The sequence below is a fragment of the Fodinicurvata halophila genome, assembly GCF_042651425.1.
In the GTDB taxonomy this organism is placed as follows: Bacteria; Pseudomonadota; Alphaproteobacteria; order Kiloniellales; family DSM-21159; genus Fodinicurvata; species Fodinicurvata halophila.
This window is the reverse complement of sequence record NZ_JBHSCW010000002.1, coordinates 121357-143567: the sequence shown is the minus strand read 5'-3', so window position 1 is coordinate 143567 and position 22211 is coordinate 121357. Positions and strand designations below refer to the sequence as shown.

At 62.9% G+C, this 22211-nt stretch carries 22 protein-coding genes and 1 tRNA gene; 14 read left to right on the top strand and 9 right to left on the bottom strand.

Annotated features, from left to right (window positions below):
• Nucleotides 1-51: 51 nt before the first annotated feature.
• Nucleotides 52-1725, top strand: a complete 1674-nt coding sequence (locus ACFOW6_RS04485) for an EAL domain-containing protein (RefSeq protein ID WP_382421137.1) — start codon at nt 52-54, stop codon at nt 1723-1725.
• Nucleotides 1722-2186, top strand: a complete 465-nt coding sequence (locus ACFOW6_RS04480) for a hypothetical protein (RefSeq protein WP_382421136.1) — start codon at nt 1722-1724, stop codon at nt 2184-2186. The genes ACFOW6_RS04485 and ACFOW6_RS04480 overlap by 4 nt, the downstream gene beginning before the upstream one ends.
• Before the next feature lie 33 nt (nt 2187-2219).
• On the opposite strand, the gene ACFOW6_RS04475 is transcribed toward ACFOW6_RS04480, so the two are convergent.
• Nucleotides 2220-2870, bottom strand: coding sequence for a DsbA family oxidoreductase (locus ACFOW6_RS04475; RefSeq protein WP_382421135.1), 651 nt, complete (start codon nt 2868-2870; stop codon nt 2220-2222).
• Nucleotides 2871-3424: 554 nt separating this feature from the next.
• Here ACFOW6_RS04475 and ACFOW6_RS04470 point away from each other — a divergent pair.
• The 4 genes from ACFOW6_RS04470 to spt are packed head-to-tail and all read left to right on the top strand — an operon-like array spanning nt 3425 to nt 7774.
• Nucleotides 3425-5221, top strand: coding sequence for a fatty acyl-AMP ligase (locus tag ACFOW6_RS04470; RefSeq protein ID WP_382421134.1), 1797 nt, complete (start codon nt 3425-3427; stop codon nt 5219-5221).
• A 38-nt stretch (nt 5222-5259) separates the two neighbouring features.
• Nucleotides 5260-6249, top strand: a complete 990-nt coding sequence (locus ACFOW6_RS04465) for an NAD-dependent epimerase/dehydratase family protein (protein ID WP_382421133.1) — start codon at nt 5260-5262, stop codon at nt 6247-6249.
• Nucleotides 6250-6294: 45 nt separating this feature from the next.
• Nucleotides 6295-6555, top strand: a complete 261-nt coding sequence (locus ACFOW6_RS04460) for an acyl carrier protein (RefSeq protein WP_382421132.1) — start codon at nt 6295-6297, stop codon at nt 6553-6555.
• Complete coding sequence (spt, locus tag ACFOW6_RS04455) at nt 6545-7774, top strand: serine palmitoyltransferase (protein ID WP_449267351.1); 1230 nt, start codon at nt 6545-6547, stop codon at nt 7772-7774. Before ACFOW6_RS04460 ends, spt begins: the two co-directional genes overlap by 11 nt.
• Nucleotides 7775-7784: 10 nt before the next feature.
• Here the strand turns inward: spt and ACFOW6_RS04450 are convergent, their stop codons facing one another.
• From ACFOW6_RS04450 to ACFOW6_RS04415, 8 genes are all read right to left on the bottom strand, one after another.
• The gene (locus tag ACFOW6_RS04450) at nt 7785-8705 is read right to left on the bottom strand and encodes a hypothetical protein (RefSeq protein ID WP_382421131.1); all 921 of its coding nucleotides are present in this window, start codon (nt 8703-8705) and stop codon (nt 7785-7787) included.
• Between the two features lie 8 nt (nt 8706-8713).
• Nucleotides 8714-9673: a diacylglycerol kinase family protein gene (locus ACFOW6_RS04445; protein ID WP_382421130.1), complete on the bottom strand. Its 960-nt coding sequence runs from the start codon at nt 9671-9673 to the stop codon at nt 8714-8716.
• Between the two features lie 70 nt (nt 9674-9743).
• Nucleotides 9744-10868, bottom strand: coding sequence for an LptF/LptG family permease (locus tag ACFOW6_RS04440; RefSeq protein ID WP_382421129.1), 1125 nt, complete (start codon nt 10866-10868; stop codon nt 9744-9746).
• The gene (gene lptF / locus ACFOW6_RS04435; protein WP_382421128.1) at nt 10865-12094 is read right to left on the bottom strand and encodes an LPS export ABC transporter permease LptF; all 1230 of its coding nucleotides are present in this window, start codon (nt 12092-12094) and stop codon (nt 10865-10867) included. Before lptF ends, ACFOW6_RS04440 begins: the two co-directional genes overlap by 4 nt.
• Nucleotides 12095-12106: 12 nt before the next feature.
• Nucleotides 12107-12997 carry a metallophosphoesterase family protein gene (locus tag ACFOW6_RS04430; protein ID WP_382421197.1) on the bottom strand — a complete coding sequence of 297 codons (891 nt, stop codon included), beginning with the start codon at nt 12995-12997 and terminating at the stop codon, nt 12107-12109.
• 48 nt (nt 12998-13045) lie between these two features.
• On the bottom strand, nt 13046-13858 hold the full coding sequence (locus ACFOW6_RS04425; RefSeq protein ID WP_382421127.1) for an NTP transferase domain-containing protein: 813 nt from the start codon (nt 13856-13858) through the stop codon (nt 13046-13048).
• A complete protein-coding gene (locus tag ACFOW6_RS04420) occupies nt 13855-15024 on the bottom strand; it encodes a dATP pyrophosphohydrolase (RefSeq protein ID WP_382421126.1) in 1170 nt (389 codons plus the stop codon). Before ACFOW6_RS04420 ends, ACFOW6_RS04425 begins: the two co-directional genes overlap by 4 nt.
• 18 nt (nt 15025-15042) lie before the next feature.
• Entirely contained in the window at nt 15043-15804 is a 762-nt protein-coding gene (locus ACFOW6_RS04415) for a sterol desaturase family protein (protein WP_449267350.1), read from the bottom strand.
• A 262-nt stretch (nt 15805-16066) separates the two neighbouring features.
• Between ACFOW6_RS04415 and ACFOW6_RS04410 the strand changes: the two genes are divergently transcribed.
• The 8 genes from ACFOW6_RS04410 to nuoF all read left to right on the top strand — a co-directional run bounded on the left by ACFOW6_RS04410 (nt 16067) and on the right by nuoF (nt 22184).
• Nucleotides 16067-17062: a lysophospholipid acyltransferase family protein gene (locus ACFOW6_RS04410; RefSeq protein WP_382421125.1), complete on the top strand. Its 996-nt coding sequence runs from the start codon at nt 16067-16069 to the stop codon at nt 17060-17062.
• Between the two features lie 74 nt (nt 17063-17136).
• Nucleotides 17137-17213, top strand: a tRNA-Asp gene (locus tag ACFOW6_RS04405).
• Between the two features lie 319 nt (nt 17214-17532).
• On the top strand, nt 17533-17898 hold the full coding sequence (locus ACFOW6_RS04400) for an NADH-quinone oxidoreductase subunit A (protein ID WP_382421124.1): 366 nt from the start codon (nt 17533-17535) through the stop codon (nt 17896-17898).
• A complete protein-coding gene (locus tag ACFOW6_RS04395) occupies nt 17889-18437 on the top strand; it encodes a NuoB/complex I 20 kDa subunit family protein (RefSeq protein ID WP_382421123.1) in 549 nt (182 codons plus the stop codon). Before ACFOW6_RS04400 ends, ACFOW6_RS04395 begins: the two co-directional genes overlap by 10 nt.
• Before the next feature lie 30 nt (nt 18438-18467).
• Nucleotides 18468-19094 (top strand): NADH-quinone oxidoreductase subunit C, encoded by a 627-nt coding sequence (locus ACFOW6_RS04390; RefSeq protein WP_382421122.1) that lies wholly within the window; start codon nt 18468-18470, stop codon nt 19092-19094.
• A complete protein-coding gene (locus ACFOW6_RS04385) occupies nt 19094-20272 on the top strand; it encodes an NADH-quinone oxidoreductase subunit D (RefSeq protein WP_382421121.1) in 1179 nt (392 codons plus the stop codon). The genes ACFOW6_RS04390 and ACFOW6_RS04385 overlap by 1 nt, the downstream gene beginning before the upstream one ends.
• Nucleotides 20269-20895 (top strand): NADH-quinone oxidoreductase subunit NuoE, encoded by a 627-nt coding sequence (gene nuoE / locus ACFOW6_RS04380; protein ID WP_382421120.1) that lies wholly within the window; start codon nt 20269-20271, stop codon nt 20893-20895. Before ACFOW6_RS04385 ends, nuoE begins: the two co-directional genes overlap by 4 nt.
• Nucleotides 20895-22184, top strand: a complete 1290-nt coding sequence (gene nuoF / locus ACFOW6_RS04375; RefSeq protein ID WP_382421119.1) for an NADH-quinone oxidoreductase subunit NuoF — start codon at nt 20895-20897, stop codon at nt 22182-22184. The genes nuoE and nuoF overlap by 1 nt, the downstream gene beginning before the upstream one ends.
• Nucleotides 22185-22211: the final 27 nt, after the last annotated feature.

The following is a 22211-nucleotide window of genomic DNA, read 5'->3' as shown; positions in this document are numbered from 1 at the left end:
TTTCCCATTGGCGTGTCGAAGCCTCTTGTCGAGAAAGCTGCTCGGGCCTTGATGTCTCTAACGTCTCATCTGCCACGTCTTCTTGCCTTTTCCTTTGCAGGAGCGGACCTGCTGCTCGAAATGGATCGCACCGCTGTCGTCCGCTTTGCTGCGGGTGCCGCGGAGAGCCTGACGGGGCAGAGGGAAACGCAGCTGATCGGACAGTCGTTCGAGGACCTGATCGCTCCGGAGGATCGAGCCTTCGTGCGTGGCCTGATCTCCGGCCTGGGAGGCGGAGAGCGAATCGGTCCGCTGACCGTGCGGCTGGCGGTTTCCGAAAGCGAAAGATGCCAGGCCACGTTGGGGCTCTGTTGCCTGCCGGACAGCGAGTCGCTCGTCCACTGCACCCTGTCCATGCGCGGGGTCCAGACACCGGCGGTACCGGTCGGTCCACGCGATCCCGAAAGCCAGCTGCTGCAGGGGACGGCCTTCCCGCGTGCCGTCGACCGCGCGTTGCGACAGGCACGCGAGCTGGACCAGCCCGTCTCCATGACCCTGCTGGACCTGGAAGGGCTCGGTCAGCTGAGGGCTCGCCTGACGGAAGGGGGCGGCCGCGCTCTTCTGGATCGCATCAGCGGTTTCCTGCGCGCTCGTGCCGTCGACGGGCAGACGGTGGCCCGTCTCTCCGAGGAGCGTTTCGGTCTTGTTCATCGGAGTTCGCTGGTGGCACAGGATCTGACCCGACGTCTCGCGGACACCCTGCGCAAGGCGGATCCGAATGGAGAGGGACTGCCGGTTCGCGGGGCCGTATTGTCGCTGCAGGATCGCGACCTGGAGTCGGCCGACATGATCCGGGCCATCGCCTATGCCACTGACCGGTTTGCAAGCAGCGGGCATATTCCGGGTGAGGATCTGCCCAGCGTCATCGAGAGTTCCGTGCGCGAGACACTGCAACGCATGGAGGATTTCCGGCAGGTCCTGGCGCAGCGGCGATTCCGCTTCCTCTACCAGCCGATCGTCCGGCTGGCCGATCGCCGGCCCGAGCACTTCGAGCTGCTGGTTCGTTTCGAGGAAGGGGGGTCCCCTCAAGAGAAATTGGATTTCGCGGAGAACCTCGGACTGATCTGCGATTTCGACCTGGCGGTCTGTCATCACGCCGTGGACCTGCTCTCCCGAGAACGCAGCGACTCCCGCCTGAAACTGGCCGTGAACCTGTCCGGTCACTCGATCCTGAACTCTGTTTTCATCAAGAGCCTGGAGAGCTTGCTGAAAGCCAACAGCGCGATTTCGCGGCAGCTGATCTTCGAAGTCACGGAAAGCGCCGAGCTGACCGACCTGGAGGCGGCGCATCGCGTCATCCAGCGGCTGCGCATGCTGGGCCATCGCGTCTTTCTGGATGATTTTGGCGCGGGAGCGGCCTCGTTCCGTTATCTGCATGCGCTTTCGGTGGACGGGATCAAGATCGATGGGCGTTACATCCGCGAGATGGGGCGGACTTCGCGTGACCTGGCCATGCTGCGGGGCCTGAAACGCATCTGCGACGATCTGGAGATCGAGATCGTGGCCGAGCGTGTGGAAACGGAAACCCAGGCGGCCAGGCTGCGTGAACTCAATCTGCGCCTGGCGCAGGGCTGGCTGTTCGGCAAGCCAGCGCCGAAGCCCGTTTTACAGCGCAGGGAAGGCGACGGGCTGCAGCTCCATCGCCAGCTGCAGGCAGCGCGCAGGGCGGTCGGGAAAGAGGCATGACAGGAAGTCGGGCACGCCCAGTGCGTGGGCCAGGATGGTGGTGCCTACCGGCTCTTGGCGTATTTGTTGCGATCAGTACGGAGCCGCTGGGTGCGGCGGAGGGCGCGGTCGTCTTCCGCAACACCAGCGGTGAACGGCTGGAATTACACTCGCAATATGGAGACTGGCACCGTTCGCCGGTGGAGAAGATTCCAGCCCAGGCGTCCTCGCATGCCCTGGTGCAATTTCCGGATAACGGCGTCGTTGTGCAAAGCTTGGGCTATGCCTTTGCCAACGATAGAGGCAGTTATTGCCAGGTGCGCGTGGCCACCGTCCCCGGGCCTGCTGGGTGCGAGATCGAACTGACGCCGGTCAACCGGGATCGCATGGATTGCTTTGCGCGCACCACCCGGCGAGACCGGGAAAGCTGCGCTTTCGAAGTCGACGTGGAGATCGCGCCCGCACGCTCACAAGATCCCTGAACGCCGTTAGAGAACTGGACTTGGAAAGCGTGTCTAAGCCGCCGGCGGGGCGTCGGTGCCATCCTGTTGGGCCAGTTCGAAAAGCCGGACCAGAGCCTCGGGCGGCTGTGCACCGGGCAGGGCGTAGTGTCCGTTGCCGATGAAGCAGGGCACCCCGACCACGCCGCTCAACCGCGCAGTGGTGTCCTCTTTCCGGATGGCTTCCCGGTCCTCCTCTCCGGCGAGATAGCTTTCGACCTTCTGGCGCGGCAGGCCGCATTCCTCCGCCAGGCAGGCGAGGACCTGCTTGTCGCCCAGGTCGGCCCCTTCCATGAAGTAGGCTTGCAGCAGGCGCTCCAGGACCCTGTCCTGCAGGTTATCGCGCTCGGCAAAGCGAATCAGGCGATGGGAGTCCAGTGTGTTGGGCGTGCGTCGGATGGCCGCGAAGTCGAAATTCAGGTCTTCAGCCGCTCCAGCTTGGGCAATCGACTGATAGACACGTTCCGCCCCGCGGTCCGAACCGAACTTCATGCGCAGATAGCTTGCGCGGTCCATACCGTCGCGCGGCATTTCGGGATTGAGCTGATAGGGACGCCAGCGGATCTCCGGGGGTTTCCCCTGCCAGAGAGCGAATGCCTGTTCCAGGCGGCGTTTGCCGATGAAGCACCAGGGGCAGATGGTGTCGAGATAGACGTCGAGATACATGGTAACTCTGCCTTCCTTCGGCCTACGTAACGACTCCAGTTAACGCGCCTCCGGGGGCGAAGTGCAAGCCTCGAGGGGGCGGGGACTTGACCCTGCGGATCGGGGGGTGACGGCCTGCCTGTAGCGCGGTTTCTGCTGGGGGCATGGGCATGCCAGCCGGGGGCACTGCAACATTCGGTTATATTCTTTCACGGGCGACTTTTCGGATCTCGAAAAAATTCCTTATTGTCAGCACCTTATTGCGCCATCTGCGGCTGATGGCCGGATGGGGAACTGAAACTCGATTTCATTTCATCTCTGGCCTCTGAATCCTTATAACCATAAGAGGTGCCAGACTTGTGGCAGAATCCAGCCTGAACCAGATACTTGGCAGAGAATGTTGAGGGGATATCTTGAGGGCTCCGGTGAGAATCTGACAGGTCTAGGTACCGGGGGGTTTTGTTCGTTTATCCAGCATGTTGACCGTGTGCAAGGGGACGCAGACGGTGATCAGACGGCAAAAAACCTGACAGACAGATACGGGCCAGTGAACAACGGGACGGAACAGACCGGGTATGACGCGTTCGACAATCACGACAAATGAGACCCTGCCCCTTCGAGTCGGGGAATTCGAAACCCTGGCGGAAGGTCTGGACTATGCCGCCCGGGGACAGACCGGATGCAACTTCTTCTCCGAGCGCGGCGTTCTCAATCGGGGCATGACGTATCGGGAAATCCGCGAGGAAGCACTGGATCTTGCGCCCCGCCTTGTTGCATCGGGGCTGGAACGTGGTTCCCGGGTTGCCCTGATCGCGGAGACGCGGCCGGAATTCTTCGTGTTCTTCTTTGCCTGTCAGTATGCAGGCATCGTTCCGGTGCCGCTGCCGCTCAGCGTCAATCTCGGCGGGCGCGAGGCCTATGTGGCGCGGTTGGGCGCCATGATGAAGCGCGCCGCCGTTTCCGCTGCTGTTGCTTCCGAGGATCTGATCGACATGCTGCGCGAGGCTGCGGTCGAAGCCAACGTTGCCCGTGTCGGCAGCCACGCCGAGTTCCGCGAAATGAGCGCGAAGAACGGTTTCCTGCGCCCGTTGGAGCGCCAGGATCCCTGTTACATCCAGTTCTCCTCGGGCAGTACCAGCATGCCGCGTGGTGTCCTGGTGACCCAGAAGGCGATTACCAGCAACGCGCGCGGCATCGGCCAGCACGGCCTGGCCCTGCAGCCCGGTGACCGGGCCACCTCCTGGCTGCCGCTCTATCACGACATGGGACTGGTCGGGTTTTTCCTTACACCGGCCCTGTCGCAGATTTCCATCGACTACCTGGCGACAACGACCTTCGCGCGCCGGCCGATGCTGTGGCTCAGGATTCTCTCGGAATACGGGGGGACCATCTCGTTCAGCCCGACCTTCGGCTACGATCTCTGTCTCCGGCGTTCGACGAACGTGGATCCGGCCCAGTTCGAGCTGTCGCAGTGGCGCGTGGCCGGCATCGGTGGTGAAATGGTTCGTGCCAGCGTGCTCCAGGGCTTTGCCGAGCGCTTCGCAGAAAGCGGCTTCGACCCCAAGGCCTTCCTGCCCAGCTATGGCCTGGCCGAATCCACGCTCGCCGTCAGTTTCACGCGTCTGAATACCGGCCTGCAGCTGGACCATGTGGATCGCGAAAGTGCCGCGTTGAGAGGCGTTGCCGTGCCTGTCTCCCACGGGCGGGATGGGGCCGCGGCCTCGGTGCGCACCTTCGTCAAATGCGGCCGGGTCCTGCCGGGCCATGCGGTGGAGATTCGCGATACCGATGACCAGAGGCTGCCGGAACGTTCCATCGGCCGGGTCTGCGTGCAGGGACCCAGCCTGATGCAGGGCTACTACCGTGACCTGGAGGCGACCCGGGCCGTGATCACGCCCGATGGCTGGCTGGACACCGGCGACCTCGGCTATCTCGTGGATGGCGAACTGGTGATCACGGGCCGCAGCAAGGATCTGATCATCAGCAACGGGCGCAATATCTGGCCGCAGGACCTGGAATGGGCCGTCGAGAAGCTCGACGGCGTGCGCGCCGGCGACATTGCCGCCTTCGCCCTTGGCGATGATGAGGACAACGAGCGTGTCGTACTGGTGGTCGAATGCCGCACGCCCGATCCTGAGGCGCGGGAGACGATGCGCCGGGATGTTGCCGCCATCGTTCAGAAGACAGCCGGGGTCGGGTGCGATGTGGTGCTGGCGCCGCCGCGGTCGCTGACCTTCACGTCTTCAGGCAAGCTCAGCCGGGCTGCTGCCAAGGCGGACTATGTCGCAGGACGTATCCGCGATGTGAACGAAGACCTGCAGGACAGCCAGCAGGACGCCCCCGTACTTGCCATGGCTGTCGGTTCGGACTGAAGCTTGCGGCCGAAGTCTCCGCGGAAAGCGGTTCAGGCATGACCGGAAGACTCGATGTCGCGCCGGCTGTAGCCCTGACCGGAGCGACGGGCTTTGTCGGATCCTTTCTGCTGCGCCGGCTTGTTCAGAAGGGCTGTCGTATTCGCCTCTTGCTGCGCCGGCCTGAAGCCTGGCGCTCCATGGTGGAAACATTGCCGTCCGCCCCTGCCGAGGGAATGGTGGAGGTGATTGCCGGCGGGTTGGAGGACAAGGCGGCCCTGAAAGAGCTGATCTCCGGCACCACGGCCGTGGTGCACTGTGCGGGCCTGATCAAGGCACGCGATGCCGGGGAATTCCGTCGCATCAATGCCGATGCCACGGAAAGCCTGGCGGAACTGGCAGGACGGTCCGGGTCCGTGGAACGCTTTATCTACATTTCCTCACTTGCGGCACGCGAGCCGCATATTTCCGCCTATGCGCAAAGCAAGCGCGCGGCCGAGGAGGCGGTACGAGCCTGGGCCGGCAACCTGGAGGTCGCCACCTTCCGTCCGCCGGCTGTCTATGGGCCCGGGGACCGTGCGACCCTGCCGCTGTTTCAGCAGATGAACCGCGGCCTGCTGGTCGTGCCGGGGCGCAGGAGCAATCGCTTTTCCCTGATTCATGCGGAGGATCTGGCGGAGGCTGTGATTGCCGCGCTGGAGGCGGAGCTTCCCAGCGGCATCTGCCTGGAGCCCAACGACGAGGCGCCGGAGGGCTACAGTTGGCCGGAACTGACAGCGATTGCCGGGCAGGCGCTGGGGCGCAGGGTCCGGCTGATACAACTGCCCCCCGCGTCCGTCTATCCCGTTGCCTGGGGCAGCGAGACTGTCTCCCGGGCCTTGGGGCGTGCAAGCGTTTTCACGCCGGGCAAGCTGCGCGAACTGACCTTCCCGGACTGGCGCAGCAGGGGGAACTGGCGTCGATTGCTGCCGGACTGTCCCGCGCCCAGGATGTTTTCAGACGGTTTTACCCAGACCTTGAACTGGTATAAACAGCAGGGGTGGCTGTAGATCATCGCCGCCCCTAGGCGTGAAGGCCGAAGGATCGAACGGATCATGGAAGAGATGCAGGACAACAGCGACAGCGTATTCCAGGATATCTGCGGAATTCTGGAGCAATACAACCGCAATAAGATCAAGATCGCCGAGACTACCGATCTCAACAGCGATCTGAACATCGATTCCGTGGCGGCCATGGATATCATCATGGAGATCGAGGACAGGTACGAGATCGATATTCCCATCAATCTCGTGGGGGAACTGCGCACCGTGGATGACCTGGTGTCTGCCGTTCAGAAGCAGAAGGATGCTGGCTGACGTCATGGATATCTTCGACAAGTACGAGACGATTGCATCGCGCCGGGACAGCCTGTTGCAGGCTGGCCTCAATCCCTTCGGCCTGCGCATGGACAAGATCCTCTCGCCCACCGAAGCTCTGATCAACGGACGCCGGACCATCCTGGTGGGAACCAACAACTATCTGGGCCTGACCTTCGATCCGGATTGTATTGAGGCCGGCTGCGAAGCCATGCGCGAGCAGGGGACGGGAACCACGGGCTCGCGGATCGCCAACGGCAGCTATGTGCTCCACGAGCAGTTGGAGCAGGCGATCGCCCGCTACCTGAAATGCAAGTCGGCGATCGTGTTCCCCACGGGTTATCAGGCCAACCTTGGCATGATTGCCGGTTTGGCGGGACCCAAGGACACCATCCTACTGGATGCCGATTCCCATGCCAGCATCTATGACGGCTGCCGCCTCAGCGGTGCGACCCTGATCCGCTTCCGCCACAACGATCCCGCCGACCTGGATCGCCGCCTGTCCCGTCTGAAGAACGAGGACGGCGTCGCGCTCGTCATTGTCGAGGGTATCTATTCAATGCTGGGGGATATTGCACCACTGAATGAATTCATCGAGGTCAAGAAACGCCATGGCGCCTTCATCCTGGTGGACGAGGCCCATTCCCTAGGGGTGATGGGCGAGCATGGGCGCGGCGTTGCCGAAGCCTGCGGCGTCGAGGACGACGTGGACTTCGTGGCCGGGACCTTCAGCAAGAGCCTGGGAGCGATCGGTGGCTTCGGCGCCTCCAACCATCCGCACTTCGATCGTCTGCGCTACTGCAGCCGGCCCTACATGTTCACGGCCTCTGCCTCGCCGGCCAGCGTGGTCACGGTGACCAAGGCGATCGAGAAGATCGAGCAGAATCCCGACCTGATACGCAAGCTGTGGCGCAATGCAGATGCCCTGTACGAGGGCTTGAGTTCCCTGGGATTCGAGATCTGCGCTCCGGCCAGTCCGGTGATCGCCGTGCGCCTGGCCGACGAGCAGACAGCGGTCTATTTCTGGAACCGGCTGGTGGAGGAAGGCGTCTACGTCAATCTGGCCATTCCGCCGGGCACTCCGAACGGGGTCTGCTTGCTGCGCTGCTCGGTTTCGGCGGCTCACAGCGAGGCGCAGATCCAGGAGGTTTGCACCCGCTTCGCCAAGATTCTCGCGGAATGGCAGGCCCAGGATACAACGGCTTCGCTGCGCGGCTGAGGCGATTCGTTCAGCGGAAGCCGCCGCGGCGGTAGAGTCTCCAGGCCAGGATCGGTGCCGAGAGCAGGGGGTGTCGCTTTTGCCAGGCGGTGGGGGCCACCCGCACGCCCGAGTGCCGCTCGATCTTCCAGAGCAGGTAAGCCTGGCCATCGGTGAAGGTGAAGGCCGCTTTGGCCAGGCGCAGCACGGACAGCAGCTTGCCGGCCAGACGGCGCATGAGCCAGCGCCTCGCCCCCTCGGAAGTTGAGAGGGTTTCGCTCAATAACCCTTCGGCCTGCAGGCACTCCCAGATCCGGTCGTAACGGTCCCCGTAGCGATCATAGAGCTGGCGCGCCCGTCCGCCGTCCTCGGCCCGCAGTTCGGTCCGGTAGGTTTCCGCAAAGGCGCGGGTCCAAAGAACCTCGGGTGGGGGCGTCTGTCCAAACAGGCCCCGGGCCGCGCGTGCCAGAGTTACCGTGGCGCGGGCGAGCGCTGCCACCGTTTCCTGCCGGCTCTCCTCGTCACGGGCGGCCAGTATGCCGGTGGGCTGTGCGAAGCGTGCCCAGAAGTAGGGGTGGAAGCCGGCAGGTCCCACGCGCCGGGCGAACTGGTCGAGAGTCATGACGGCATACTTGGCGCGAACGGTCCGGCCTTCGTGAGCGATTTCGATGTAATAGACGTTGGGGGGCAAAAGCCGGTTCAGGTGGCGCATGAGGGTACCGGCATGAACGGAGTCATAGCTGTCCACCAGAAGATAGAGATCGACGAGACTGTCGTGCGGCACTCCGCTGCGCAGGCAGCTGCCATAGAACAACACGGAGAGCACGGCATCCGGTCGACCCTGGGTGGCGCGCTGACAGGCAGCTTCGGCAATCCGGTGGATCGCCGGGTCGGCGGGCTGGTTTGTTTCCTGATCGATGAGGTGCAGCAGGCTGTTCGGAAGCTCGCTCATGGGGAATCCTACAGCCGCACAAAGTCCAGGTGGTCCGGGGCACTGAGGCGCAAGGGGCGCTGCGGGTCCGGCTCGTGGAACTGGCCGTCCAGCGTGAAGGGACCCTCCAGGGTCAGTTCCAGAGCTTCCGCCCCGCAGCTGCGATAACACGCCTCGGGGAGCCGCCGCTCATTGCCGCCGTAGAGAACCTTCAGGCTATGCCGCAGCAACGACTGCGGAGGATGGCAAATGGCCGTATAGCGCAGCGGCTTGCCATTCTGGTTCCAGAAGGGCTGTGATCCCAGGACAAGGCGATCCAGCGTGGTGGCTATGGCGAGCAGCTCGTGTCGGGTGTCAGCGGGAGCGCCGTCGATGGCCGTGGCTATCGTCTCGCCGTGGATCTCGTTGCGGCTCTTGCCGCCGAACACCCAACCGGCCAGCAGGCGTGCCAGGGTCAGTCCGGCCGCCCAGTCGGCCTCGATATTGAGGGGATGCACCTTGGTGCGGCAAAGCTGGATAGCCTGGTAGATGGCGGCAGCGCCGAAGAACATTCCGCGCTGCGGCGCTGCATCCAGGGCGCCTTCCAGGCGGAGGATTCTGCGCCGCCGCAGGACAGGGTCGAGGGTGTCGTCCGCCAGTCGGTCCCGCAGTCGCGCCAGGGCCTTCGCGGGCCGGCCGCGCAGTCCCACGTCGATGGCGGTCATGTTGGTCATGCCGCCCTGCAGAAGGGCGAAGACGGGGGGAGTCTCACCCCAGGGACGACGTTCCAGGACCTCGGTCATGGCGGCCTGGACCGTTCCATCCCCTCCGTTGAGGATCAGCAGGTTCACGCCGGCCTCGGCCAGGCGATCGAGCGCGGCGGGCAGATCCTGGATGTTCCCCAGCCGCTCGTGGTGAAGGCCGGGGAAGTCACCTGCCACGGCTTCCAGCCGGTCCATGCCCTGCTTGTTCTGCTGGCTGAGAGGGTTGCTGACGAGACCCGGAGTCATGTGGCTCACTGAATCGGAAGGGGAAGAGAGAAGCGGCAGGCCCGTGCCTTAGGCCTGGTATCGCTGCGGGTCAAGTTGCATCGGCCGTGGTTTCCTGTGTTGAGCGCAGCTGTATGGGCTCCGAAGCCTCTCTGCGCACGACCAGATAGGCGATCAGGCAGGTCATGGCAGTGAAGGGGGCCCAGGCCCCCATCCAGCTGGGCATGGCTCCGACTTCGCTGAGCGCGACAGAGGTTCCGTTGAGCACGAAGAAACTGAAGCCGATGGCGACCCCTCCCACCATCAGGCGTGTCAGTGTGCCGGAGCGCCTGTAGTCCTGTCCCCAGGCGACGGCCAGAAGAAGCAGCAGGATGGGCGTGAGGCTCTGGGTCACGCGTGCGTGGATCCAGGTCTGGTAAACCTGGGGCGAGCGCTGGCCATAGCTGTCGTGGCTGATCAGTTCGGCCAGCTGGGCGAGTGAGAGCTCCCGCGGCGGTCGGGCCAGCAATTGCAGACCCTCGGGCTCGATGCTGCCATCCCAGAGATAGACCGGCAGTGTCTCGGGGGCAGTCTGGGCTTCCCCTTGGCGTGTCACCTCGCGCAGCAGCCATCCGTTGGACGTTCTCTGTGCCGATTCCGCATCGAGGCGCTCGTAGAGCAGGCCCCGGTCGTCGCGACGGAAGAGGGTCAGGTCCTTCAGGTTCTCGTCGCCCAGGCTTTCCTGCGAGATGCGCAGATAGTCGCTGCCGCTGCGCAGCCAGACCTGGCCATCACTGCCGGCGAGGTCGGTCGCTTCGCTGAATTCGCCGACCTGCCATTCCCTCAGCTGGACGGTTGTCTCGGGCAGGATCTGGTCATCCAGGGTGAACTGCATCGCTGCCAGCAGGCAGCCTACCGGCAGCAGGCCGCGCATGAGTCGAATGGGAGAGATGCCACTGTTCCAGAGCGAGACCAGTTCCCTGCTGCGCTGCATCTCGGCGAACATCAGAAGCGCAGCCAGCAAGGTGGCAATGGGCAGCAGCTGAGAGAGAAAAGAGGGAAAGCGCCAAAGCGCGTACTGCAGGGTTGCGCTCAATTCGCTATCGGCCTCGATCTCCGCGATATCGTTGGAAACCTCCATGATATCGAGCGTCAGGATGAATACCGAGCCCGCCAGCAGGATCAGCAGGAAGCGCAACAGGAACAGGCGCGTCATGTAGCGGTCGAGGGTTCTCATGACGCACTCCTGCGTGCGCGTCGTTTCTCCATCAAGGCTCCGAAGGCCGTGGTCACCCGATCAATGATTCCGGTGCCCTGATACCGGGGGACGCGAAAGGCCGTGGTGAGGAAGAGAATCATGGATCCAGTGAAGAAGATGATCAGGGGGCCCCAGATCCCCAGGAAAGGCTCCAGCTGCTCTCGCCGCACCATGCGCACGCCTTGCTGCAGTGCCTCGTTGAAGGCCAGCAGCGTGACAACGCCCACAGCGACCCCGGAAGAGCGCTGGCTGCGCCGGTTGCTGAGGGCGAGGGGAATGGCCACGAAGGGCAGAACCAGAACGGAAACGATGCGAACCAGCCGTTCGTTCATCTCGGCGAGCAACCGGGAGCGCTCTATGCCCTCCGGCGGACTGTCCTTGAGGGCCCAGAGCTCGGGAATCGTGTATTCGCGTTCGTCCTCGCCGCGCGGCTGGACGGCGTCGTAGGCATCCTCGCCCAGACGTGTCTGCATTTCCTCGAACCGCAGCAGACCGTCACTGCGCTCCTCTCCCGATTCCGGTTCGCGCGGGCCCTCGGCCTCTGTCGGATCCACCGAAGTCGTCAAACGCACGCCGTTGAAGAGCTGTGCGAAGGGTGGGCTGTCATCATCGGTCTCCGTCAGGATTCCTTCCCGTGCCGTGATCGTGGCAGCCTCGTCGGCCTGCTTGTCTTCCTCGTGGATGAAAATGCGCCTGAACTGCCTGCGGTCCGATGAGATTTCCTCGACCATCAGCGTGGTGTTCTCGTTGCTGACGAAGACCCCGGGCTGAATCAGGGCTTCGATGGACATGTTCTGGACCGAGGACAGCACGGAACGATAGGCATAGCGGCTGTGCGGCTGCAGCGTGTTGAAAAGCAGTGCGGCAACGAGGGTCATCAAGCCGGCCGCGAGCAGAACGGGGCGTAGGAGCTGGTGCAGACCTGTCCCGGAGGCAAGCATGGCATCCATCTCGCTTTCGCGGCTGAGTCGGCGAAAGGCAAAATAGATTCCAAGGAACAGAGCCATGGGAAGCGCCAGGCCCAGGTAATGCGGGACAAGATAGGCCAGGAGCTCGAAGACCACCTGCATCGTGCCCTGGGATCCGAGGACGGAATCCAGGACGCGCAGCATCCGTTCCACCAGGAGGACCAGCAATGCGATCAGCAGGGTGAAGGCCAGCGGCGGGAAGATCTGCCGTAGTATGTAACGGTCGAAAATGGGCATTACGCCACCGGATTATCCAGACAGGGCACCGAGTATAGCTGGTGCGTTGGAAACAGCAATGAAGCGCCCTTCGTGCGGCTGATAGCCACGGGTCTCCACGGTGACCCTCCAGCCCGCCTCCGTCTGCTCGACCCCGTAGATGTAATACTGGGCCCCTGGCCTGCGTCCGCTGGGCAGAGCGGAGGCCGAGGGAGCGCCGATCACGGGGACAGGTTGACCCGGACCTTCAAGCTGCCCGGCGATGACGCGGTGCTCGTGTCCGTGCAGGACCAGTTCCGCCCCCTGTTGCTGCAGGATCTCGCGCAAACGCACGGCATCGCGCAGAGCCTTCCGTGCCTTGCTGACGCCGGGCAGGGGGCTGTGGTGGAGCAGGACCACGCGGGCCCTGTCCCGGTTGTCCTGCAGCAGCTCTTCAAGGGCCCGGCATTGGGTCTCGCCCAGTTCCCCGCTGGCAAGGCCGGGAGCCGTGGCCACTGCCGTCGAAAGACCGATGAGCGCCAGGGGGCCGCGCCGGCGCAGGTAGGGGAAGCCGGCCAGTCCGCTCGCGTCCGAGGTCATGTAGGGGTCCCACTCTGCCCGCCCTTGGCTGTGATCCAGAGGGACATAGGCATCATGATTTCCGGGGACGACACTGACTTGATCGCCAGGCCCGACGGCTTGGAGCCAACGCGCGGCGGCCGTGAACTCGTCAGGCAGGGAAAGGTTCACGAGATCGCCGGTGACGGCGACATGATCGGGAGCCTGGTCCCCAAGGTCCTCGAGCAGCCGATCCAGGACTTCGAGCCGGTGAATATGGCGTCGGCGCTTCTGCCAGGACAGCCACCCCAGCAAGCGTTTGTTCATCAACTCCCGCAGCCGGGGTTTCGGCAGCGGTGGAAGGTGGATGTCGGATATATGCGCCAATCTGTACAAGTAATGCAAGGTTCCTTTCTGACCTCAGCCGTCCGCGACTCAGGTGTTTGCGGCCTGCTCGGCCAGGATCGTCTCGACAAGGGTCAGATCTTCCGGCTTGTCCACATCGATGGCGGCTTCCGCGATCGGCAGGATGACGGCTCTTGCCTCAGCTCCGGCCGCTTTCGAAAGCGCCTGCATGGCCTCCTCGAGGGTCAGACGCCGTGCAAGATAGGCGATCAGGGCCTTCATGCCGACACGCCGTGCTATGCGCCATGGCTTCTTGCGATCCTGCTCCACACCCTGCCAGAACGCCACAGCCGATTGGGCACGCGGAGTCAGCAGGGCAAAGAGGTTGGCGCCGCTGTACGCTTCATCGCGAAAATGCAGATAGGTCCGTTTCGAGGTGGGATAGGCGGCTTTCAGGGGCGCAGAAGGTGTCAGGCCGGCAGCGATGTCGCCCCCGTTCTTGCGAGCCTGGTCAAGGAACAGTCCAAGTATTTCATCATTCAGCAGGACATGATCGGCCGTGGTGACCAGGAGGGGTTCGCCGGCCTGCCAATGGGTCTTGCAGAACTCTGCCACGCTGGCACTGGGACTGCTGGCACTCTGCACCGCCTGGAGGCGCCCGTTTTGCCGTAGCGGTGCCAGTGCCTCCAGGTCATCGAGCGCCGAGGGGGCGGGCAGGCTGACGAAGATGCGCTGGATGGCATCGTTCCTGTCCAGCGTCGTGACCACCCTCTGGAGCATGGGAAGACCGGCAACAGGAACCATGCATTTCAGGTCCATACCACAATGCCGGGCCAGAGGGTCCATCCCCGGCCGCTGTCCGGCCAGGACAAGGGCGGTGAAAGCCGCTTTACCGTGGGTCACGCCAGGTCCTTCTCGTAGATCCTGTAGGTCTTGTAGGCGACACCGCCGACCATTTCGATCATGCGCTGGATCGGCCTGTTGGTTTCGAGGACCCAGGACAGTTCCGCGTGCCTTTTACCATGCTGCCGGTGATAGCTATAGACCCTGTTGATCACACCCAGGGCAAGTGCTGCCCCTTGGCTCGAGCTCTGGAATTTCCTGCGTACGCCCAGGAGCGGCAGCCGGCCACTGTCGCATTGCCCGCATTTCAGACGCCAGAGCAGTTTGGCCCAGCCGAAGGGCAGAAGTTTGCCGTTCAGGTCCGCTGCCATGCGATGGACGTCCGGCAAGGTCACGGTCATGGCAGCAGGCTCTCCATCGTATTCTGCAATGCAGACGAACTCGGGCTCGATGATCGGCTTGATGCTTTTTGCCAGATTCCGGATTTCGCCTTCGGTCATGGGAACGAAGCCCCAGTTCTGCGACCAGGCGTCATTGAAGATGTCGACGATGAGATGCAGGTCTTCCTCATAGCGCTTCATATCCAAAGGACGAAGCTTGAGTTTGGGGTCGTCCATCATCTTGTCGACGAGCTTTTGTGCCCTGGGGGACAGCGGGTCGGCCACATCCATCGAATAGGCCAGCAGGTCCATCGCCTTGCCATAACCGGCCTGTTCCACGGAAGGCCCATAATAAGGGCGAGCGTGGCCCATCATCAGGGCCGGCGGCGTGTCGAAGCCGTCGACCAGCAGGCCGCACTCGTCGTTGACCGACAGGCTGTAGGGGCCAGTGATACGGGTCATGCCGCGTTCGCGCACCCAGTCCTCTGCTGTATGCAGCAGACTGCGGAATATCTCCGGGTCCTCCAGGCCCTCCAGGAAGCCGAAATGCCCGGTGGCATCGCCATGGACCTCGAGCCAGGCCCGATCCACCTGGGCGGAGATGCGGCCGACCGGCCTGCCATCCCGCCACGCCGTCCAGAAAGCCGCTTCGGCGTGCTCGAAATAGGGATTCTTGTCTTTTGAGAGGTGGAGACGCCGTTCCAGCTTCAGCGGCGGTATCCAGTTGGGATCGTCTCGGTAGATGGCCCAGGGAACCTCAATGAAGTCCTCCAGGTCACGCCGGCTGCTGACCGGATGAATCTCGACTCTCGATAACGGCCTTTCCGGCGCTTTCTGGTGCTTCATCAAGACGGACTGGCAGGCTCAGCGGTTGCGGGCCGGGCGCATGGCCCCCGGCTGTTGGCGGTCGTCCGAAAGCGCTGCCACCCAAGGATAGCGGGAGGCTTCCTCGTCCGTGTAGCCGAGATTGAAGACCGTTGGGCTGCGCGGCTTTTCGCGCGGGTGGCTGTAGTAGGTGCCGAGCACGCGGTCTACTGCAAAGTTGGTGATACCGTAGTTGCCCTGCTCGTTATGGAAGTGATGTGCCAGGTGCAGCTTCTTCATGCGCTTCAGCCAGGTCCAGCGCGGTTGGAAGGGGAGGTGCTGGATGCAGTGGCAGAATTCGTAGAAGCAGGTGGTGAGCAGTCCAGAGGCCACGGCTGCGGCTGCACCACTGGGCCCGGCGATCGCCCAGCCGAGCGGAATGGTGACCAGCAGGATGGTCGGCAGCGTAGTGTAGAGCGCACCGAAAAGGACGCCCAGGTCATTGGGATCCTGATGATGATCGAAGTGGACGCGTTTCCACAGGGCGGCCGTTTGCGGCATACGATAAAGCCAGCGTCCATGCAGCACATAGCGATGCAGCAGGTACCAGACCAACGGATAGAGCGGCACAATCAGGGCAGCTGCAAGCGCGGGGCCCCAGATATTCGCCGGGTTGAGAACGACATAGGCGATGCAGCCTACAGCCAGGATCAGGTAGGCCATGATGGCATGGTGGGTGAAGTAGGCACCCACCAGGTCCCGCAGGGTCATCTTGTTCAGGAAATATTTCCGCCCCGACCAGGGACCGAGCTTCACAGCCACACCAGACCTCTATTCTTGAAAATTGTCGTGATTCACGCGCCTTGCACTGTGGAAAAGTAATGAAAAGCTGCTTTTGCGGCAAGCTTTGCTTTGCCGCAAAACGGCTATTGAAACCATTTGTGATCGGTCTTCCGGAGTCGCTTGAAGGTTTTCAAATCCGCTGGCGTGGATTATGTCTTGCCCGCCCCGGCATTGCCGCCTGTGTTCCGTGCACAGACAGGGCCGGAGTGTTCACTGTTCGCCCCTAGCAGGAAGCCGAGCCTTGCGCCGGAAATCTCGCCGCCTCTCCCGCAGACTCCACCGCCTTCGCAAGGCGATACGTCAGTCGGCGCCCGTCAGCTACAGCATATGGAGTATCGAGGCCGTCTTCATGCTGCTTTTCTGGGCACTGGCCCGTCTGCTGCCGGTCGACCTGGCCTCGGCCATGGGGCGCTGGTTCGGGCGCAGGGTCGTCTCGCGCCTGGGAGACAGTCGGTATATGCGGGCAAACTATCGCATCGCCTTTCCGGAAGCGGACGAGCGAGAAATCACGCGCTTGATCCGCAAGAGCTGGGGCAATCTCTGGGCCGTACTGGCCGAATTCCCGCACCTGGGCAGGATCTGCGACATTTCGTCGTCAGACCCGCGGGTCGAGATCGAGAACCATGCCTATCTGGAGGAGCTGGATCGGAAGGGGGCGGCGGCCGTCTTCTTCACGGCGCATCTCGGTAACTGGGAAGTCCTGGGCGGCCTGATGCCCGCAATGGGACGATCCCTGACCGTGGTCTATACCCCGCAGAGCAACCCGCTGGTGGATGCCATGGTCCAGAACTGGCGCCAGCGCCTGGGTATGAAGCTGGTGGAAAAGCATGGTGGCATCCGGGTTCTGTTGCGGGACCTTGCCGCCGGGGAGGCCCTCGGCCTGTTGATGGACCAGCGTGTCGACGAAGGCGAGCATGTTCCCTTCTTCGAGCGCAATGCACTGACGACAACGGCGCCGGCCCGCCTGGCTCTGCGCACCGGGACAGACCTGGTTCCGGTGCGTATTCTGCGTACGGGAACCGCACGCTACCGCGTGATCATCGAACCGCCGGTGTCGGCGTCCTCGCAGGCGCAGGACACTGACACTCGGGCACTGGAGATGACCCGGAACGTGAACGCGGTCTTCGAGCGCTGGATCCGTGAAAACCCGGGTGAGTGGCTCTGTCTGAAACGACGCTGGGCCAAGCCGGGCAAGGAGTTGAAAGAAAAACGCGGGAAGAAGCGCAGGGCTGCTTGACACTCCCCAGATCGGTGGAGTAAGTCATCGCTCCCGTCACGGAAATGCTGGCCTGCCCGGCTCCGTGAAAGCGAGGGGGTGTAGCTCAGTTGGTCAGAGCGCCGGCCTGTCACGCCGGAGGCCGCGGGTTCAAGTCCCGTCACTCCCGCCATCCCATTGCATTCCCGACATTCTCTTTGCTGTTTTGCAACCCGGCCGGACTGTGGTAACCGGGGCACCACTCAAGCTGTGTCCTGGTTTCGGGCATCCCGGTGCGCGCGAGTTGGGCGGGCCGGTCGTTTCTTGCTTTTCCCGTCAGGCCGATCGGCCTATAGTCCGCCGCGAAAACGCCCGGGCGGTTTCTTGAGGGAACGGCCTGGAAGCCAAGAACAGCAGTGGCAAGCAAAGGCTGCGGGGCGCTTTCGGGAGCCTGCCTGCTCCAGAGGAGGTTCCGACGGGCGCCACCGCAGAGGTCAGAGAGCGATCGAGCGATGAACGAGCTTTTGGCGGAATACCTGCCGATCCTGATCTTCATGGGCCTGGCCTTGGGGCTGGCCACCGTGATGATCATTGCGTCCTATCTCGTGGCCCGTCAGCGCCCCGATACCGAGAAGGTTTCGGCCTACGAGTGCGGCTTCGAGGCCTTCGACGATGCGCGCAGCAAGTTCGATGTGCGCTTCTATCTGGTTGCCATCCTCTTCATTATCTTCGACCTCGAGGTCGCCTTCCTCTTCCCCTGGGCGGTTTCGCTCGGGGAGCTGGGCGTGTTCGGTTTCTGGTCGATGATGGTCTTCCTTGGCTTGTTGACCATTGGATTTATATATGAGTGGAAGAAAGGAGCACTGGAATGGGAGTGAGCGAAAGCACGTTCAGGCAGACGCCGCTCGACCCCGGTGCAGACCAGGAAGCCGTTCTGCGCGAGGTCGGCGACGAGATTCAGCACAAGGGCTTTGTCGTGGCCCAGTTGGACAAGCTGGCGGGCTGGGCACAGTCTGGGTCGCTCTGGCCGATGACCTTCGGGCTGGCCTGTTGCGCCATCGAGATGATGCATACAGCGGCCAGCCGTTATGACATGGACCGCTACGGGGCTGTTTTCCGCCCCAGCCCGCGCCAGTCGGACGTCATGATCGTGGCCGGCACGCTGACCAACAAGATGGCGCCGGCACTGCGCAAGGTCTACGACCAGATGGCCGAGCCGCGCTGGGTGATCTCCATGGGCTCCTGCGCCAATGGCGGCGGCTATTACCATTATTCCTATGCCGTGGTCCGCGGCTGTGACCGTGTCGTGCCGGTCGACATTTACGTGCCCGGCTGTCCGCCGACGGCGGAGGCACTGCTCTACGGCATTCTGCAGCTGCAGAAGAAAATCAAGAGACAGGCCGTCATCGAGCGCTAACTGCTTTCTCGTTTCCGAATCGGTGGAGAGATGAACCCAACGCTAAAAGATCTCAGCGAACATCTGACCTCGTCACTGCCCGGCGACATCTTCGAGACGGAGACGGTGTGCGACGAGCTGATCATCTGGACGTACCGTGAGAGCCTGCTCAAGGTCATGACCGTTCTGCGGGACGATCCCAATGCCCAGTTCAAGCAACTGATGGACGTGACGGCCGTGGATTATCCGGATCGGCCCGAGCGCTTCGAGGTTGTCTATAACCTGCTGTCTCTCAAGCACAACCTGCGCATCCGCGTGAAGGTGCCGGCCGCCGAGGACACACCCGTTCCCACGGTTTGCGAGATCTACAGCTCCGCCATCTGGTTCGAGCGCGAGGTCTGGGACCTTTTCGGGGTCTTCTTCTCGGATCACCCCGACCTCAGGCGCATCATGACCGACTACGGCTTCGAGGGGCATCCCCTGCGCAAGGATTTCCCGCTGACAGGCTATGTGGAGGTGCGCTACGACGAGGACCAGAAACGCGTGGTCTACGAGCCGGTCAACCTGGTCCAGGAGTTCCGCAACTTCGATTTCGTCTCTCCCTGGGAGGGCATGTTGCATCTGCCCGGTGACGAGAAGGCGGATGCCGATGACGCGACGCAGGAGAGCAAAGCCTGATGGCCGAAGCACATATCAAACCGCTCACCTTGAACTTCGGACCGCAACATCCGGCGGCGCACGGCGTCCTGCGTCTGGTGCTGGAAATGGATGGCGAGGTGATCGAGCGCGCCGACCCGCATATCGGTCTGCTGCATCGCGGCACAGAGAAACTGATCGAATACAAGACCTATCTTCAGGCGATTCCCTATTTCGACCGCCTGGACTACGTCAGTCCGATGAACCAGGAGCATGCCTTTGCGCTGGGCGTGGAAAGGCTGCTGGGCATCGAAGTGCCGTTGAGAGCGCAGTATATCCGGGTGATCTTCAGCGAACTGACCCGCATTGCAAACCACCTGCTCAATATCTCCACCTTCGCGCTGGACGTGGGCGCCATGACACCGATGCTCTGGGGGTTCGAAGAGCGCGAGAAGATCATGGAGTTCTATGAACGGGTGTGTGGCGCGCGTCTGCATGCGGCCTATTTCCGCCCGGGCGGCGTGCACCAGGACCTGCCGGCCGGGCTGGTGGACGATATCCGCGAGTTCTGCGAGGACTTTCCGAAGCTGATCGACGATTACGAAGGCCTGCTCAACAACAACCGCATCTATCGCCAGCGCACCGTCGATATCGGCGTTGTCTCCGCCGAAGAGGCCCAGGACTGGGGCTTTTCCGGCCCCATGTTGCGCGGATCGGGCATACCCTGGGACCTGCGCCGCGCGCAGCCCTACGAGGTCTACGACCAGCTGGACTTCCAGATTCCCGTGGGCAAGAACGGCGACTGCTTCGACCGCTATCTCGTGCGCATGGAGGAGATGCGCCAGTCGGTGAAGATCGTCCTGCAGTGCCTCGACAAGCTGCCGGAAGGGCCGGTCATGGTGGAGAACCAGAAGATCACGCCGCCGCGCCGGGGCGAGATGAAACGCTCGATGGAAGCGTTGATTCATCACTTCAAGCTCTATACCGAGGGCTATCACGTGCCGCCTGGCGAAACCTATGCTGCCGTCGAGGCGCCCAAGGGCGAGTTTGCGGTCTACCTGGTCTCGGATGGCACCAACAGGCCCTATCGCTGCAAGCTGCGGGCACCGGGCTTTGTTCATCTCTCGGCCATGGATTTCATGTGCCGCGGGCACATGCTGGCGGATTCCGTGGCGATCCTGGGGTCCATGGATATCGTTTTCGGAGAGGTCGATCGATGAAGGTAACCAGCTACGAGGTGCCCGAGACGGATTTCGAGTTCACCCCCGAGAACCTCGAGCGGGCGAAGAGCTACATTGCGCGCTATCCGGAAGGCCGGCAGGCCAGTGCCGTGATGTGGCTGCTCTATCTGGCGCAGGACCAGAACGGCGGCTGGCTGAGCGTTCCCGCCATCGAGTACGTCGCTTGGTTCCTCGACATGGCGCCGATCCGGGTGCACGAAGTCGTCAGCTTCTACACCATGTTCTATACCGAACCGATCGGACGGCATCACATTCAGGTCTGTCGCACGACCACATGCTGGGTCCGCGGCTCCGACGACATCGTGAAATCCTGCATGAATGCGGCGGGCGTCTCCAAGCTTGGCGAGACCAGCGAGGACGGCCTGTTCACCGTCAGCGAGGTGGAGTGCCTGGGCGCCTGCTGCAATGCGCCCATGTTCCAGCTCAACGAAGGGGATTATTTCGAGGATCTGACGCCCGAGCGCGCGGCGGAGATCGTCGAGGAACTGCGCGCCGGAAAGTCACCGAAGCCGGGCTCCCAGACAGGACGCCTGTCTTCGGAACCGGAAGGCGGCCCGACCACGTTGACCGAAATCCAGCCCGATAGCCGAGGGAATACCTGATGCTCCAGGACAAGGATCGCGTCTTTCTCAATCTTTACGGACACCAGGACTGGAGCCTGGAAGGCGCGCGCAAGCGCGGCACCTGGGACAACACCAAGGACCTGATCGCGCTGGGCCGCGAGAAGCTGCTGGAGCTGATCAAGGAATCCGAGTTGCGCGGCCGCGGCGGGGCCGGTTTCCCGGCCGGCATGAAGTGGTCCTTCATGCCCAAGGAGAACGATGGGCGCCCGCACTACCTGGTGGTCAACGCCGACGAATCCGAGCCCGGTTCCTGCAAGGACCGGGAGATCATGCGCAACGACCCGCACATGCTGCTGGAAGGCTGTGTGGTTTCGGGCGTCGCCATGGGCGCCAACACGGCGCACATCTACATCCGTGGCGAATACTGGGAGCCCTTGCAGCGCCTGGAGGCCGCGATCGCTGAAGCGCGTGAGGCCGGCCTGCTGGGCAAGAACGCCTGCGGCTCCGATTGGGATTTCGATATCGAGGTGACGCGCGGCGCCGGGGCCTATATCTGCGGCGAGGAGACCGCGCTGCTGGAATCGCTCGAGGGTAAGAAGGGTCAGCCGCGCCTGAAGCCGCCCTTCCCGGCGGCGGTGGGGCTTTACGGCTGCCCCTCCACGGTCAACAACGTCGAGACCATTGCCGTGGTGCCGACGATTCTGCGTCGCGGCACAGAGTGGTGGACCAGTCTGGGGCGCCCCAAGAATACCGGCACCAAGATCTTTTCCATTTCGGGCAACGTGAACAAGCCCTGCAATGTCGAGGAAGAACTCGGGATCCCGCTGAAGGAGCTGATCGAAAAGCATGCCGGTGGTGTCACCGGCGGCTGGGACAATCTGCAGGCCGTCGTGCCGGGCGGGTCGTCCGTGCCCTGCATTCCCAAGCCGACCTGCGATTCCGTGCTGATGGACTTCGATTCCCTGCGCGAGGCGCAGACCGGACTGGGCACCGCGGCGGTGATCGTCATGGACAAGTCGGTGGATATCGTGCGCGCCATCGGGCGCTTCTCACACTTCTACATGCATGAATCCTGCGGTCAGTGCACGCCCTGCCGCGAGGGGACGGGCTGGATGTATCGCGTGATGAAGCGCATGGCCAAGGGGCAGGCCACGGTCGAGGAGATCGACAGCCTGCTGGACGTGACCTACCAGGTCGAGGGCCACACGATCTGTGCGCTCGGGGATGCCGCGGCCTGGCCGATTCAGGGGCTGGTCCGGCATTTCCGCCCGGAAATCGAGCGCCGGATCAACGAGTATGCGAAGAACAGCGCGGTCGCTGCAGAATAGCGCCGGGTTGCAAAGCAGGTTGGGAGA